This window comes from Profundibacter sp. (assembly GCF_965277155.1).
Taxonomy (GTDB): domain Bacteria; phylum Pseudomonadota; class Alphaproteobacteria; order Rhodobacterales; family Rhodobacteraceae; genus Profundibacter.
This window is the reverse complement of the sequence record NZ_CBDIBV010000004.1, coordinates 108,048-123,252: the sequence shown is the minus strand read 5'-3', so window position 1 is coordinate 123,252 and position 15,205 is coordinate 108,048. Positions and strand designations below refer to the sequence as shown.

Below are 15,205 nucleotides of genomic sequence, written 5' to 3'. Positions count from 1 at the left end.
AGGACGGCGTAATCTCCGGGTGCATCGAAGCCACCCAACCGGCGGCTGGAACCGCCAAGGAGATCACGCCATGACAAAGAATACAGCAACATCGACATCCGCGCTACTGGCCAATGAAGCAGGCTATGACCCGATTGAAGACCGGCTGCGCCAGAACATCCGCGCGACGATCGAGGCGGTTTTCGAAGAGGAGCTGGAGCAGTTTCTGGGCCGTTGCCGGTATGGCCGCAGCGGCGGGGCAAAGGCCGGATACCGCCACGGGCATCGCGAGCGGCAACTGGTCGGAACATTTGGAACCGAAACGGTGCGCGTGCCGCGTGCGCGGATCACAGGCGAGGCCGGCAAGGCCAGAGAATGGCGCTCGAAGGCATTGCCCCGCTACCAGCGGCTGACGAAGAAGGCCGAGGCGCTGATCGCTGCTGTCTACCTTTCGGGCACCAACACACGGCGGGTAAAACGCGCCCTGTTCGGCCTGTTTCAGGGGGCGGTCAGCAAGGATGTGGTGAGCCGCGCCTGGCGCAAGGTGAAGGTGGACTGGCAGGCGTGGTGCGCCCGCAGCCTTGCGGATGAAGACATCGTGCGGCTGATCCTGGACGGCACCGTGATCAAAACGCGGATTGACAGGAAGGCCACCAATATCTCGGTTCTGGCCGCGATTGGCGTGCGCCGGGATGGGCAGAAGGTCTTGTTATCACTGATGAACATGGGCGGCGAAAGCACCTCCGCCTGGCGTCAGTTCATCAACGATCTGGATGCGCGCGGGTTGAAACGGCCCGAATTTGTCATCGTGGACGGGGCACCGGGACTTGAGGTCGCTCTCATTGCCCTCTGGGGTGAAGATCTGCCGATCCAGAGGTGCACGGTGCACAAGCACCGCAACCTTCTGGCCAAGGCACCCAAGCGTATGCATGATGAGTTGACAGAAGATTACCGCGACATGATCTACGCCAAAACACCCGAGGAAATCGCCACCCGCCGCAAGGCATTTCTGCGAAAATGGCGGCTGAAATGCAAGGCCGTCGCTGACAGCTTGGAAGAAGCAGGAGATAAGCTTTTCACCTTCACGCGTCTGCCACAAGGCCAGTGGAAATCGGCCAGAACGACAAATGCGATCGAACGCCTGAACGAGGAATTCCGCCGCCGCATCAAGACCCAGACCGTGCTGCCATGCGCCGAGACCGTGCCGATGCTGCTTTGGGCTCTGATGGCCTCGGGGCAGATCGTCATGCGAAAGGTCGATGGCTGGGAAACGCTCGCTCAGCCCGTCGCCGACGCAACCCTTGACCAAGCCGCCTGACCGGCGCATAACTCAACCCGCTCGGAGGTGCCTGAAATCAATTTCCACCACTTTCGAGACACAACCGATACGGGCGTTGGCGATCATTGCGCGGGCTGATTACTGCAGGGGTAGGCAAGGGCGCACCAGTCGGAACCGCGTTGCTTAGCCAACTGAACATAGACCCAAGGTCGCCCTGTGTGCCATCATCAAAACGGGCGCAAAATGCGTTGAAGTTATCAATTGAAAGTGTCCCCCACACTCCGAAACTGAAAACCTGATCGCTTCCTTGTATCGGAATTGGCAGAAGGCAATGAACAAAGCGGTGATCCCCCATCACACAAAAATCTTCGGTCAGGGCATCTGTATCTTCCGTTAGGGTGTGGTTGGGCTGTTGTTCAGGCGGGCCGTTCCAGACATCAGGCGCATTGCAGACTAGATCATAGATACCATCAAACGACTGGCTACAGCATTTACAAAGGTATGATGCGTCATTGAAACGCTGCCAGCGCGGATCATTGGCGAGTGCCTTTTCGAAGTTCATTCCGCCGCCTTGATTTCAAACCCCTGTGCAATCATATCCGCCGGTTCCACCGGATATTCGCCGGAAAAACAGGCGTCGCAATACTGCGGGCAGTCGTTGTTGCGTCCCTGTGCCTCGCCAGCAGCGCGATATAACCCGTCAAGCGTGATGAAGCGGATGCTGTCTACGCCCAGATGTTCGCGCATTTCGGCTTCGTTCATGGTCGCTGCCAGCAGCTTTTCGCGCTCGGGCGTGTCTACGCCGTAGAAACAGGGCCACATGGTGGGGGGGGACGCGATGCGAAAATGTACCTCGGCGGCACCGGCATCCAGAATCATTTCCTTGATCTTGCGGGATGTTGTCCCGCGCACAACGCTGTCATCCACCAATATCACCCGCTTGCCTTTGATCAGCGCACGGTTGACGTTCAGTTTCAGCAGCACACCCATGTTGCGGATGCTTTCGGTCGGCTCGATAAAGGTGCGGCCGGTATATTGGTTGCGGATGATGCCCATCGCATAAGGGATGCCGCTTTCTTGGGAATATCCGATCGCCGCCGGTGTGCCACTGTCGGGCACGGGACAAACGATGTCGGCGTCCACGGGGCATTCGCGGGCCAGTTCCACACCGATCTGGCGGCGAGTTTCATAGACGGACTGACCATTCAGAATGCTGTCGGGACGCGAGAAATAGACATGCTCAAAAATGCAGAACCGCGGTTTTGCCAGGGCAAAGGGGCGGTGGGATTCAACGCCATCTGCGGTGATCACCACCATTTCACCTGGCTCGATCTCGCGCACGAATTCCGCGCCGATGATATCCAGCGCACAGGTTTCCGAGGATAATGCCCAGCTTTTGTCCCCGATTTTGCCCAGCACCAGCGGGCGCACACCCAAAGCATCGCGCACGCCGATCAGTTTGGTGCGGGTCATTGCGACGATAGAAAAGGCGCCCTCGACCCGGCGCAGGGCATCCTTCATCCGTTCGGGGATGTTTTTCTGGAAGCTGCGGGCCATCAGGTGGATGATACATTCGCTGTCACTGCTGGACTGAAAGATCGAGCCATGCTGGATCAGTTCTTTGCGTAGCGCCGCCGCATTGGTGATATTGCCATTATGGGCAATTGCGGCCCCGCCCATCGCGAATTCGCCAAAGAACGGCTGAACGTCGCGGATCACAGCACCTTTTTTACCAGCGGTCGAGTAGCGAACATGGCCAATCGCCAGCGGGCCGGGCAGGGTTTCCATCAGGCTGGCCTTGGTGAAATTATCGCGCACATAGCCAAAGCGGCGGGCGGAATTGAAACCCTGCTCGGGGTCATGGCTGACGATGCCGCCGGCCTCTTGCCCCCTGTGTTGCAAGGCGTGCAGGCCAAGGGCGACGAAATTGGCGGCATCAACCTGACCAATCACGCCGAAAACGCCGCATTCCTCTTTTAGCTTGTCATCATCAAACGGGTGGCTTGGCAGCATTTTTTGCATTTCAGCAGTCGCTCCGAATCCCATGGCAGTGGTTCGCTTCCCTCTTTAGGGGGTCGCGGGCGGTCTGTCACCAAATAGTAGCAAACCGCCGTTTGCTTAATTCGAAGCAGGCTTGTTACATTCGCCAACCAGTTGGTCGTAACGCGAAGTGATCCAGCCCGGCGCATCCTCGGGGATGCTGTCGTTGATGCGGTCCTGCATTTTGGCAAAGACGCGTGCGGTGCGGCTGTCGTCGATCATCGGAATGGCCTGATCGGTGATAACGCGATCATAAACCACCAGCGCAATGCCAACCAAAAGCAGCCCGCGCGCCACGCCGAACAGGAAACCTAGCCCCTGATCAATACCGCCAAGCGCCGAACGCTGCACGATAGACGAAAACATCGGTGTAATCAGCGACATCACAATCAATGCCACGGCAAACATCACAATCAATGCCACGGCAAATACGGCGGCAAAGGCGGCAATGCGGGACAATTCGCAACTGTCTTTCAGGAAATCCCCCAGCACGGGCACCTCGCGAACCAGAGGTTCGGCCTGCGCCGCAAACATAAATGCCAGAATGGCAGCGACGACCCAGCCGGCAATCGACAGGCTTTCGCGTACGAATCCCCGCGAATATGCCAGAAGCGCAGACAGTATGATGACAACCGCCACCACTGCATCAATAATTGTAAAACCTTCCACGTCGTAATCTCCTAGCCTGCTTTGGACCGGTTAACCGGCACCGAAAATCTCACCAACAAATGCCGTCAAATCCGGCATTTTCTGAATATTCAGCCCCCCGGCGCCAGAGGTTTTACCACCTGACGGCGCAATTGCACCCGAAAAACCAAGTTTTGCCGCTTCTTTCAAGCGGTTTTCTGTCTGGCCTACGGGTCGCAATGCCCCTGATAGGCTAATTTCGCCAAAAACCACAGTGTCAGCGGGCAAAGCGGTATCTTCGCGCGCGGACAGTAGCGCGGCTGCAACAGCCAGATCGGCGGCCGGTTCGGTAATTCGCATGCCACCTGCGACGTTCAGATAGACATCAAGGCCGGTAAACGGGATGCCGCAGCGTGCCTCGAGCACGGCCAGAATCATCGCCAGCCGTCCGCTATCCCAGCCAACGACCGCGCGGCGGGCTTGGCTGTGTGGCGAGGGGGCGACCAGTGCTTGCAATTCGCATAAAACGGGGCGTGTGCCCTCGATGCCCGCAAACACCACCGATCCGGGGGCGGGTTTGTCGCGTTCCGACAGGAACAGGGCCGATGGGTTGGTAACCTCGGACAGGCCCGCGCCAGTCATTTCAAACACGCCGATTTCATCGGCAGGGCCGAAACGGTTCTTCACGGCGCGCAAGATGCGGAACTGGTGGCCGCGTTCGCCTTCAAAGTACAGCACGGTATCGACCATATGTTCGATCACCCGCGGACCGGCGATTTGCCCGTCTTTGGTAACGTGGCCAACCAGGATCACCGACATGCCGCGCCGTTTGGCAAATGTGGTCAATTCATGCGCGGCGGCGCGCACTTGGGATACGCTGCCCGGTGCGGATTCGACATTATCGGCCCACATGGTCTGAATGGAATCGATGATTGCCAATTGCGGTTTTTCGGTTTCCAGCGTGGTCAGAATATCGCGCAGGTTGGTTTCGGTGGCCAGTTGCACCGGCGCATCGCGCAGGCCCAGACGGTCGGCCCGCATGCGCACCTGTGCGCTGGCTTCTTCACCGGAAACATAGATGGTTTTCAAACCCTTGCGGGCGAAACTTGCAGCGGCTTGCAACAACAGGGTGGATTTGCCGATGCCCGGATCACCCCCTACCAGAACGGCCGAGGACGGCACCAGACCACCCCCCAGCACGCGGTCCAGTTCCCCCATGCCCGAATGGGTGCGCGGTGGCGGTACCTCGTCGCTGGACAGATCGGTCAGGTTCAGCGCGCGGCCACGTTTGCCGCCCAGCGATTTCTTTGTGGGGCCTGCCGAAAGCGGCGCTTCCTCGACAATCGAATTCCATTCGCCACAGGCTTCGCAACGCCCCGACCATTTGGTCGAGGACGCGCCGCAGGCGTTACAGGTGAAGGTGTGCGTTTTGGCCATAGGCCCTTTTGCCCCAGCTTTGCGTCTACATCAAGGCGTGCGTTTCTTCTCGGTCGCAAAAGAGATCGCCAGGGACGCCAGAATACAGCCGGTGAACAAATACAGCCCCCAGGCGGTTTGCACCGTGCCCACGCCAATCCCCTTGGCCACCACCAGATATAGCGCCACCAGAAAGATGTCGGCCATCGCCAACCGCCCCAGCCAGTGCAGCACCGGCAGCACCTTGCGATGCAGTAAATGGAAATGGATCAGGGCAAGGCCGATGGTTTTCATATAGGGGGCGAAAATGGCGAAAAATGTGACCAGCAGGGCCAAAAACACATCTGATTCCCACAGCGATTGCAGGCCGGTGATCACCGATATTTCGTTCAGATCAAAGAAATAGGGCATCATGCCGCCCAATACCCCCGCCCGCAGCATCGGTGCGAACCAGGCGATTGGAAACAGCACGATCAGCGACAGGTTGGCGATTTTCAAAAACAGGTTCACAAGATTACTCCACCCCGAAATGATTGGGCATTTGCGGCGCCCATGCTGATACTTATGGGGTCGAAAACCATGCCACAATGCTTGAAGCGCGAGAAATCCGCCCTATAGGTCAGCGCACCGCCTCGATCGGCCCCTCAGCGCGGCCGTGAATGAACTGGTCCAGATAAGGGTCACCGCTGGCATCCATTTCCGCAACCGGACCGGTCCACTGGATCACCCCGTCATGCAGCATTGCCACCTTGTCGGCGATGGCGCGAACGCTGCTCATGTCATGGGTAATGGTCATCGCCGTGGCGCCCATTTCTACTACAATTTCGCGGATCAACTCGTTGATAACACCCGCCATAATCGGGTCCAGCCCTGTAGTGGGTTCATCGAAAAAGATGATCTCGGGCTCGGCCGCAATTGCGCGGGCCAGCCCAACACGTTTTTGCATTCCGCCCGACAGTTCCGCCGGATAAAGATCGGCCACATCCGCTTTCAATCCCACGCGGCGCAGTTTTTCAATTGCAATCGCGCGGGCCTCGTCCTTGGGCCGTTTCAGGGAACCGCGCAGCAGGCGAAAGGCAACATTTTGCCAGACCGGCAGGCTGTCAAACAGCGCACCGCCCTGAAACAGCATCCCGAACCGCGCCAGAAAGGCGTCGCGGTCAACCTTGGTTACATCCTGCCCGTCCACGGTAATGATGCCGCTATCCGGCGTGATCAGCCCCAGAATACATTTCAGCAGCACCGATTTACCGGTGCCCGAGCCGCCGATCACCACCATGCTTTCGCCGGTGGGGATGGTCAGGTTAACCCCGCGCAAAACCTTGTTGCTGCCAAAGGCTTTATGAACATCCGTTAAAGTAATCATGATGAAAACAACACCGAGGTTAACAGGAAATTGGCCGCAAGGATCAGTACCGCCGCTGCCTCGACCGAGGATTTGGTGGCCTTGCCCACCCCTTGCGCCCCGCGTCCCGAATTCATGCCGTAATAACAGCCCATCAAGGCGGCGATAAAGCCGAACACAGCGCCTTTGATCAGGCTCGAGGCGACATCGGGGGCCTCGAGGAAATCAACCGTGTTGTTCAGATAGGTGGCGGCGTTGAAATCCAGTTTGCCGGTGGCCACAAGGAAGCCGCCGAAAATGCCGATGATATCGCCGATTCCCACCAGTATCGGCACCGTTATGAACGCTGCCAGAACACGCGGCACGGTCAGGTATTTCATGGGATGGGTGGACAGGGTGACCAGCGCGTCGATCTGTTCGGTCACCCGCATGGTGGCGATTTCGGCGGCAATGGACGAGGTGACCCGCGCCGCGATCATCAACCCCACCAGCACCGGTCCCAATTCACGCACCATACCGATGGCAACGATCTGTGGCACCACCGCTTCGGCGCTGAACCGTGCGCCGCCGGCATAAATCTGCAAGGCCAGCGCCCCGCCGGTGAAAAAGGCAGTCAGGCCAACAACTGGCAGGCTGAAATAACCAATAACCATAAGGGAATGGCCGAATTCCTTAATGTAAAACGGCGGGCGGACCATATGGCCCAGTGTCTGGAACAAAAAGATGCTGATCCGGCCAATGGCGGCCAGAATACCCATGGTATTACGGCCGATGGCGGCGATCGGGGCAAGCAGGCTCATGCGGCAAACCCTCCGGCATAACGGCGGGCGTAACGCGGGCCTAGGGACGTCAGGATTTCATAACCGATGGTGCCTGCCATTTCTGCCAGATCGTCCACCGTCTGTTGCGGGGTGATCAGGTCCAGATGGGTCGGGGCTTCGTTCAGGCGGGTGATATCGACCGTGATCAGGTCCATCGAGACACGGCCCACTAGGGGACAAGGAGTATCATCATGCCAGAAGGTGGCCTTGCCCGACAGTGCACGGATCAACCCGTCTGCATATCCACCGGAAACCGTGGCAATTTTCGCAGGTTGTTCAGCACGCCAGACATTGCCATAGCCCACGGTTTCGCCCGCCGCCAGATCGCGGGTCTGGATCACCGGCAGGGACAGATGCACAACGGGCCGCGCATCGGCAAAGGGCAGACCGCCATACAGGCCAATACCCGGGCGGGTCAGATCGAAATGATAGTCGGCCCCCAACAGGATGCCGCCGGTCGCAGCCAATGAGCGCGGGGCGTCAATGCCGTCGGTCATGTCGCGGAAGGCGGCCAGTTGGCTTGCGTTCATATCGTGGTCCGGCTCATCGGCGCAGGCCAGATGGCTCATCACCAAAACGGGGTTTTGCGGCAGAACGATGTCGCGCACGGCGGCCCATTCGGGGGCCTCCATGCCCAGCCGGTTCATGCCGGTGTCCAGCTGGATGCCAAAGGGGGCATTTGGCAGGGCCTCGAAATGGCGGGTCAACTGGTTCAGGGAATTCAGGATCGGGACCAGGTGCAGATCATGGATCATATCGGTATCGCCGCGCATATGCCCGCCAAAGACACAAATCTCGGGGCCGGGGCCAAGTGCCTGACGCACCGCGGCCCCTTCTTCGGCCACCGCCACGAAAAACCGTCGCGCACCGGCCTTGGCCAGCGCCCGCGCCACGCGGCCAGCATCCAGCCCATAGCCGTCAGCCTTAACCACCGCCGCCGTCTCGCAATCTGTCATGGCGTCCAGCGACCGCCAATTGGCAGTTAACGCATCCAGATCAATTGTCAGGTTTCCACTTCCCATAGGGGGTTTTTGACGGGTGGGGGGGGAAGGTCAAGCAGAAACACTAAACACATGCCTTGACAGCAACGATTATCCCCCGCATTTTCGCCTGATTATTGATGCGTACGAGTGCATATTTATTATTTTGGGGGTTCCCCCCAACAATTATATTTTGGAGATATTGAATGGACTTTAAGTCATTTCTAAGTGCGGCCAGTGCCGTTTCTTTTTTTCTAACAGCATCCGTTACATGGGCCGAACCGATGGACGAAGTCCTGGCCAAGATTGCGGAATGCAACGAAAAAGACTGTAACCAGCTGCGGCTGGGCGGAATCAAGGGGCTTACTGTTATCCCCGAGCAGGTGCTGGATGTTGTAAGGCTGGATTCACTTGATCTGGGACGGCTGGAAATAACAGACTTGTCCCCATTGGCAAAAATGCCCTGGCTCAAAAACCTGAACTTGTCTGGAACGCCAGTAACCGATTTAACCCCGTTGGCAAACCTGAAGGCGCTTCGCACTTTGAACCTTAGCAACAGCAAAGTGGTAGATCTGTCGCCCCTTGCTGGACTGGCGGCGCTGCAAAAGCTAGACATCTCGCGCACCGAGATCACCGATATTTCCATATTAACCAAACTGGGCGCATTGGAAAAACTGAACCTTAGCCAAACTGGTGTCACTGACATTTCCGCATTTGTGGGGTTGGGCGCCCTGGAGGAGTTGGATATGCAGCGCGTGGCGGTCACCGATTTTGGTCCACTGGCAGGGTTGGGCGCACTGGAAGATCTGGATATTTCAAGGACGGACATTTCCGATCTGTCGCCACTATCCGGTCTGCCGGTGCTGAACAAACTGGATATCACCGAAACACAGGTCAACGATATTTCCCCGCTGGCTGGCTTGCGAATGCTGGCAACCCTTTCGGCGTCTTTTACCCCGATCAGTGATCTATCGCCGCTGGAAAATTCAAGAAATCTATATGGCCTTTACATCAAGGGAACGCAGGTATCCGACATTTCGCCTTTGGCCGGAAAACCATTTCTTGGCAATCTGGACATTAGCGAAACAGCGGTAACAGACATCAAACCTCTGGCTACAGATGTGGCGATGAAATCTCTGCAAATGAGCAAAACCGGGGTGACGGATATATCGACGGTTGCGGGTATGCCCCTATTGCAAACGCTGAATTTGAAAGAAACGAAAGTTGCGGATATTTCAGCAATCTCCAATTTGGAAAATATCTATAATGTGGATTTAACCGGCACATCGGTATCTGATATTTCGGTATTTGCAGGCAAGCAAAAACTAAGCAGCCTTACCTTGATAGGCACGGCTGTTTCCGACATATCACCCCTTGCCGGACTTGAAAAACTCTACGGTCTTGATCTGACGGGCACTCAGGTTAGTGATTTAAGTCCTCTGTTCGGTTCGCCGAAACTGCGTTCTGTGACGGTGAAGGATATGCCAAATCTTGACAAAACCCAAACAGACAAATTGCAAGAGGATGGGGTTAAACTGCGCGGTCTGGAATAATATGGGTATAGCAGATGAGGGCAGCTTTTAAAAGCTGTCCTCGCCGCCCTGCCACGGTTTGACCAGATTGCCAAAACGGGTGAACTGGCCTTCAAAGCTCAACTCGATATGGCCGATCGGTCCGTGACGCTGCTTGCCAATGATCACTTCGGCCTTGCCGCGCAGGGCTTCCATTTCGTCCATCCAGACCTGCATCTTGTCCAGCTCGTGATCGCCCGGTTTCTCGCGCTCTTTATAATATTCCTCGCGGTAAACGAACATCACCACATCCGCATCCTGCTCGATCGAGCCCGATTCCCGCAGGTCCGACAATTGCGGGCGTTTATCATCACGGTTTTCCACCTGACGCGACAACTGCGACAGGGCGACCACCGGAATGTCCAATTCCTTGGCAATTGCCTTCAGGCCTTGGGTGATCTCGGATACCTCGTTCACCCGGCTATCCTTGGCCGTGGCAGGGCGCACCAGTTGCAGATAGTCGATGAACAGCACATCCAGCCCGTGGGTGCGTTTAAGCCGCCGGGCACGCGCAGCCAACTGGCTGATCGGCAGGGCGGGAGTGTCGTCGATATAAAGCGGGCAGGCCTCAAGCTGTTTTGCGGCTTCGACAAATCGGCGGAATTCCTCTTCGGTCATGTCCCCGCGGCGGATCTGTTCGCTGGGCACTTCGCTGGCCTCGGACAGGATACGCGCGGCCAATTGCTCGGCGCTCATCTCGAGGCTGTAAAACCCGACAACGCCACCATTCACCGCCCCCTCGGTGCCATCATGCAGCGTGCCCTTTTGATAGGCCTTGGCGATGTTATAAGCGATGTTGGTCGCAAGCGAGGTTTTCCCCATAGACGGGCGACCGGCAAGGATCAACAAATCCGAACGGTGCAATCCGCCCAGCTTCTTGTCCATATCGGTTAGGCCGGTTGAAATCCCTGCCAGTCCACCATCGCGTTGATAGGCGGCGTTGGCGACATTCACCGCATCGGTCACCGCCTTCAGGAACGACTGAAACCCGCTGTCGGTTTGGCCCTGTTCCCCAAGCGCATAAAGCGCCTGTTCGGCCTCGACGATCTGCTCTTTGGGCTCCGAGGCAATATCGACCTTGCCCGCCTTGTCCGAAATCTCGCGGCCCAGCCCGATCAATTCACGCCGGATCGCCAGATCATAGATCATCTGCGCGTAATCGCGTGCGGCAAAACCGGAAATGGCAGCTCCTGCCAGACGCACCAGATAGGCGGCGCCGCCCAGTTCTTTCAGGCCCTCGTCATCTTCCAGAAACGCCTTTAGCGTGATGGGCGAAGCAAGATTGTTCTTGGCAATCCGGCTGGCGGCAACTTCGAAAATGCGCGCGTGGGTTGGCTCGAAAAAATGCTGCGGGCCGATGATCGCCGCGACACGGTCGTAAATATCGTTGTTGGTCAGGATCGCGCCCAGCAATTGCTGCTCGGCCTCGATGTTATGGGGTAGGGCATCGCTGATGCCTGCCTCGTCCTGACCTGAATTAATCGGCGCAATTTCGTTCATGTCCCACCTGTCTGTCCCACCGGCAATTGTTTAAACGCACCGCGCTGGCGGCGCAAATTGTATAAATCTGTGGATAGGATGAACTGTCCACATCTGGTAGGTTTCAATATTTAACCCTCAATATACACGAATTTTGGCCCGTTGGCGCGTTATTTTTTTCGCGCATCCTGCCAGACGCGCGGGGCGGACAAGAAGCTTTCGACCTCGCTCAAAGTGGCCGCATCAAAGGCACCGCTGGCTTTGGCCTCGGTTAGAACATCCCACCATGTGCACAGGTGATGCAATGTAACCCCATGATCCCCCAAGGTTTTCCCGGTTTCGGGGAAGATGTCGTAATAAAAGATCACAGCCGTATGGGCGCAGGTGGCTCCGGTTTCGCGAATCGCATCGACAAAAGACAGCTTGGATCCACCATCAGTGGTCAGATCCTCGACCAGCAAAACCCGCTGCCCTTCGGACATGTCACCTTCAATCCGTGCGTTACGCCCATAGCCTTTTGGTTTCTTGCGCACATAGCTCATCGGCAGGGCCATGCGTTCAGCCACAAGGGCGGCAAAGGGGATGCCCGCGGTTTCGCCACCGGCGATATTGTCAAATGCTTCGAAACCCGCGTTACGCATCACGGTGGCGACCATGAAATCCATCACGGTTGACCGGATACGCGGATGGCTGATCAGCTTGCGACAATCGATATAGGTCGGGCTGGGCAGGCCCGAAGCCAAGGTGAACGGTTCAATCGCATTAAAATGCACCGCCTTGATTTCCAGCAGCATTCTTGCGGTCAGGTGGGCGATTTCTTCTTTGGAAGGATAGGTCGAGGGGATCATCGGCAATGCCTATTTTGCGTTTCTTTTTCGTCCAAATATCCCCGCCGGAGGCATAAAACCTTCTTGCCTGCGGCGCGGATATTTATGGAACGGTAATATATCAGCCGGTGACCTGCCACAACAGATCGAATCTGGGGTCGAAAATGGTGACGTCGCCATCAATGGTGGCTAATTTTCTAGGCGCGGGGGCAGGGGTGCCTTTGGTCAGGGTAAGGGTGCTGTCGTTGACAGGCAGGCGGTAAAACGCGGGGCCATGCAGGGATGTGAACCCTTCCAGCCGGTCCAGCGCGCCGTCATCCTCGAACACATGGGCAAGGATCGGCATGGAGTTGGTGGCCGTGAAACAGCCCGCACAGCCACAGGCGTTTAACTTGTTGGTATCCGTATGCGGGGCGCTGTCGGTGCCAAGGAAAAACCGGGCATCCCCCGATGTGGCGGCGGCGCGCAGGGCCAGACGGTGGCTTTCGCGCTTGGCAACCGGCAGGCAATAGTAATGCGGTTTGATGCCGCCGACCAGAATGTGGTTGCGGTTGATGATCAGGTGGTGCGTGGTGATGGTGGCGGCCAGATCATGATCGGCACTTTGCACATACTCCACCCCGTCAGCTGTGGTGATATGTTCCATAACCACCCGCAAACCCGGTGTTTTGCGCCGGATCGGGTCCAGCACGCGGTCGATAAACACAGCTTCGCGATCAAAGATATCGATGTCTGCATCCGTTACTTCACCATGCACGCACAGGGGCAGGCCGGTTTCAGCCATGCGGTCCAGCACGCCGCGTACCTTGTCAAAATCGGAAACCCCCGAGGCTGAATTGGTCGTTGCCCCCGCCGGATACAGTTTCACCGCCGAGACCAAGCCCGAAGCATGGGCCGCGGCCACATCATCGGCATTGGTTTCTTCGGTCAGATACAGTGTCATCAGCGGGGTGAAATCCGCACCATCCGGCAAGGCGGCCATGATCCGCGCCTTATAGGCAGTCGCATCTGCCGATGTCACCACGGGCGGCACCAGATTGGGCATGATGATGGCACGGGCAAAATGGCGCGTGGTCTCGGGCAAAACAGCGGCCAGCATCGCGCCATCGCGCAAGTGCAGGTGCCAGTCATCCGGGCGGCGGAGGGTGATTTGATCGGTCATGATGGCCCCCGATTACACAATCCGGGGCCGTCAAGCTATGGCAAATTTCTTTGTAGGCAGGTTTTTATCAATGCCCCTGTTAATTCCACGCCTCGACCACGTCGAAATTATCCTGTGGGGCAATCATTCCTGCAGGACCAAATCCCAAAGGCAGGCGCGGTTCCTTGCGCTTGACCACCCGCACAACCGGGGCAAGGCGGATATCGAAATATTTCGGGTCATTGAGGATGTCGGATGGCAACCGGTTCTTGGCCAGAACGCGGCGTTTTTGGTATTTGACTTCGACATCATAATCGCAGCCTTCGAATACGCCATCGTTACATTCGTCGGTAAAGCATTTGCGCAGCTCGATTTCGCGGGCCCGCAGCGCCTGAATTTCCTTGCGAACATGGCCAAGTTCGTCGGCCGGCATCTGATGTAACATTTCAATCTCCCTAACTGTGTTCAAAGGGAGAATTATGGAAAATTCTAAATAAATTGCTAATCCAGAGGTTGAAAAGCAACATTTTTTCGGGTCCGCCGAATGTTGGGCAAGGTTTTACCGTCCGATTTTAAACGGGTTTCGATTTTTTCCAACCGTTCTTTGAACCGCGGCGCTTCCACCCGGCTGGCAGCATAGCGGCATAACATCCCTGACATGATGCAACGGTCGTCATCATCCAGATGGGTCAACACGCGCCCAAGGTAAGGGGGGTACTCATGCCGTGCGCGGTACAATTGATGGAACCGTTTTGCCACGTCCCCGTCTTCACAAACGGCGTCGACCAATGGTTTCAGGATATCCATCTGGATCATGGCCTTCATGATGTCGCGGCCCAGAAACCGGCATCGAAGTTTGGTCACATGCGAGCGTGTAAAGAGTGCCGCGTGCATGGCATCCATTTCCTCTTCTGGATCATACAGCAGGAAGACCTGATTGGCGGCGTCCACCATATCGGGGGCAAAACCATACCGGTCCGTGAACGACACCCGACGGCTGGATTTGAAACGGTGGTCCCATTCGGTCACGCGCGGATCCAGTGTGGCCTGCGGGTTGAACACAAGAACAGTGCAGCCGGGGGCCGCAACCGAATATGCCGCCGCCGCATAGCCACACATGCCGGCCCCCATGAAGACCACATGGTCGAATTCCTCGAACAACCCTTCATCCAGCAGCCCGTCAAAATAGTCATAAACAGAGTTGCTGCGAAACCATGTGCACCCTTCGGACAGGATCCCAAGATGGGACCAGCCTTTTTCGGCAATCAATTCGAACCCCAGCGGCATTTCATCCTCTGTGTTTTGGCGGATGCTTTCTATGGTTTCAAAGGTAACCAAAAGGGTCGACGATCCCTCGGTCAGGACCGCATAGTGGTTATTGTCCAGCGGTTTGAAGTATCCCGGTTCTTCGCCAACATCTTCCAGACGGGCAAGCCATTCCTGCTTGTCAGCATCATCTGAACCAGAGGGCGCGCGCGGGTCGTCCATGTTTTTGGGTGTTCCTTAGATATTTTGTATGGCTGATATTCCATTCAAATACGGCGAAAATATGAGGTAAATCGCTTGAAAAGCGGGTGTTTTCCATCCGTTCGTCACCAATTTACTTTATTGGCCCGCTTTGTTGACAGATTGTAAATAGTTGGGTTCGGTCCGCAACTGTTTCAAGACCAACCAGGATGTTAGTGATCAATAATCCGCGA

15 protein-coding genes are annotated in these 15,205 nt (G+C 56.7%); 2 read left to right on the top strand and 13 right to left on the bottom strand.

What is annotated here, in order from left to right; genetic code table 11:
* The first annotated feature begins 70 nt into the window (after positions 1 to 70).
* Positions 71 to 1,297, top strand: coding sequence for an IS256 family transposase (locus ACQY4M_RS02575; RefSeq protein ID WP_428539582.1), 1,227 nt, complete (start codon positions 71 to 73; stop codon positions 1,295 to 1,297).
* 37 nt (positions 1,298 to 1,334) lie between these two features.
* Here ACQY4M_RS02575 and ACQY4M_RS02570 read toward each other — a convergent pair whose 3' ends face one another.
* The 8 genes from ACQY4M_RS02570 to alr all read right to left on the bottom strand — a co-directional run bounded on the left by ACQY4M_RS02570 (position 1,335) and on the right by alr (position 8,529).
* On the bottom strand, positions 1,335 to 1,820 hold the full coding sequence (locus ACQY4M_RS02570) for a DUF2199 domain-containing protein (protein ID WP_428540423.1): 486 nt from the start codon (positions 1,818 to 1,820) through the stop codon (positions 1,335 to 1,337).
* Positions 1,817 to 3,271 (bottom strand): amidophosphoribosyltransferase, encoded by a 1,455-nt coding sequence (gene purF, locus ACQY4M_RS02565; RefSeq protein ID WP_428541099.1) that lies wholly within the window; start codon positions 3,269 to 3,271, stop codon positions 1,817 to 1,819. The genes ACQY4M_RS02570 and purF overlap by 4 nt, the downstream gene beginning before the upstream one ends.
* A 105-nt stretch (positions 3,272 to 3,376) precedes the next feature.
* A complete protein-coding gene (locus tag ACQY4M_RS02560; protein ID WP_428540420.1) occupies positions 3,377 to 3,967 on the bottom strand; it encodes a CvpA family protein in 591 nt (196 codons plus the stop codon).
* A 30-nt stretch (positions 3,968 to 3,997) separates the two neighbouring features.
* Positions 3,998 to 5,362, bottom strand: a complete 1,365-nt coding sequence (radA, locus tag ACQY4M_RS02555) for a DNA repair protein RadA (RefSeq protein WP_428540417.1) — start codon at positions 5,360 to 5,362, stop codon at positions 3,998 to 4,000.
* 30 nt (positions 5,363 to 5,392) lie between these two features.
* Positions 5,393 to 5,851 (bottom strand): paraquat-inducible protein A, encoded by a 459-nt coding sequence (locus ACQY4M_RS02550; protein ID WP_428540414.1) that lies wholly within the window; start codon positions 5,849 to 5,851, stop codon positions 5,393 to 5,395.
* A 109-nt stretch (positions 5,852 to 5,960) separates the two neighbouring features.
* Entirely contained in the window at positions 5,961 to 6,707 is a 747-nt protein-coding gene (locus ACQY4M_RS02545) for an ABC transporter ATP-binding protein (RefSeq protein ID WP_428540411.1), read from the bottom strand.
* Positions 6,704 to 7,486 carry an MlaE family ABC transporter permease gene (locus ACQY4M_RS02540; protein ID WP_428540408.1) on the bottom strand — a complete coding sequence of 261 codons (783 nt, stop codon included), beginning with the start codon at positions 7,484 to 7,486 and terminating at the stop codon, positions 6,704 to 6,706. The genes ACQY4M_RS02545 and ACQY4M_RS02540 overlap by 4 nt, the downstream gene beginning before the upstream one ends.
* Positions 7,483 to 8,529, bottom strand: coding sequence for an alanine racemase (gene alr, locus ACQY4M_RS02535; RefSeq protein ID WP_428540405.1), 1,047 nt, complete (start codon positions 8,527 to 8,529; stop codon positions 7,483 to 7,485). The genes ACQY4M_RS02540 and alr overlap by 4 nt, the downstream gene beginning before the upstream one ends.
* A gap of 242 nt (positions 8,530 to 8,771) precedes the next feature.
* Here alr and ACQY4M_RS02530 point away from each other — a divergent pair, with 242 nt between their 5' ends.
* Positions 8,772 to 10,040 carry a leucine-rich repeat domain-containing protein gene (locus ACQY4M_RS02530; RefSeq protein WP_428540402.1) on the top strand — a complete coding sequence of 423 codons (1,269 nt, stop codon included), beginning with the start codon at positions 8,772 to 8,774 and terminating at the stop codon, positions 10,038 to 10,040.
* Positions 10,041 to 10,067: 27 nt separating this feature from the next.
* Here ACQY4M_RS02530 and ACQY4M_RS02525 read toward each other — a convergent pair whose 3' ends face one another.
* The 5 genes from ACQY4M_RS02525 to ACQY4M_RS02505 form a co-directional block, all read right to left on the bottom strand.
* Positions 10,068 to 11,558, bottom strand: a complete 1,491-nt coding sequence (locus ACQY4M_RS02525; protein ID WP_428540399.1) for a replicative DNA helicase — start codon at positions 11,556 to 11,558, stop codon at positions 10,068 to 10,070.
* A 149-nt stretch (positions 11,559 to 11,707) separates the two neighbouring features.
* A complete protein-coding gene (locus tag ACQY4M_RS02520) occupies positions 11,708 to 12,385 on the bottom strand; it encodes an orotate phosphoribosyltransferase (RefSeq protein WP_428540397.1) in 678 nt (225 codons plus the stop codon).
* Between the two features lie 100 nt (positions 12,386 to 12,485).
* Positions 12,486 to 13,526, bottom strand: a complete 1,041-nt coding sequence (pyrC, locus tag ACQY4M_RS02515) for a dihydroorotase (protein WP_428540394.1) — start codon at positions 13,524 to 13,526, stop codon at positions 12,486 to 12,488.
* A gap of 79 nt (positions 13,527 to 13,605) precedes the next feature.
* A complete protein-coding gene (locus tag ACQY4M_RS02510; protein ID WP_428540391.1) occupies positions 13,606 to 13,950 on the bottom strand; it encodes a hypothetical protein in 345 nt (114 codons plus the stop codon).
* Between the two features lie 56 nt (positions 13,951 to 14,006).
* The gene (locus ACQY4M_RS02505; protein WP_428540388.1) at positions 14,007 to 14,993 is read right to left on the bottom strand and encodes a phosphoadenosine phosphosulfate reductase; all 987 of its coding nucleotides are present in this window, start codon (positions 14,991 to 14,993) and stop codon (positions 14,007 to 14,009) included.
* Positions 14,994 to 15,205 lie beyond the last annotated feature (212 nt).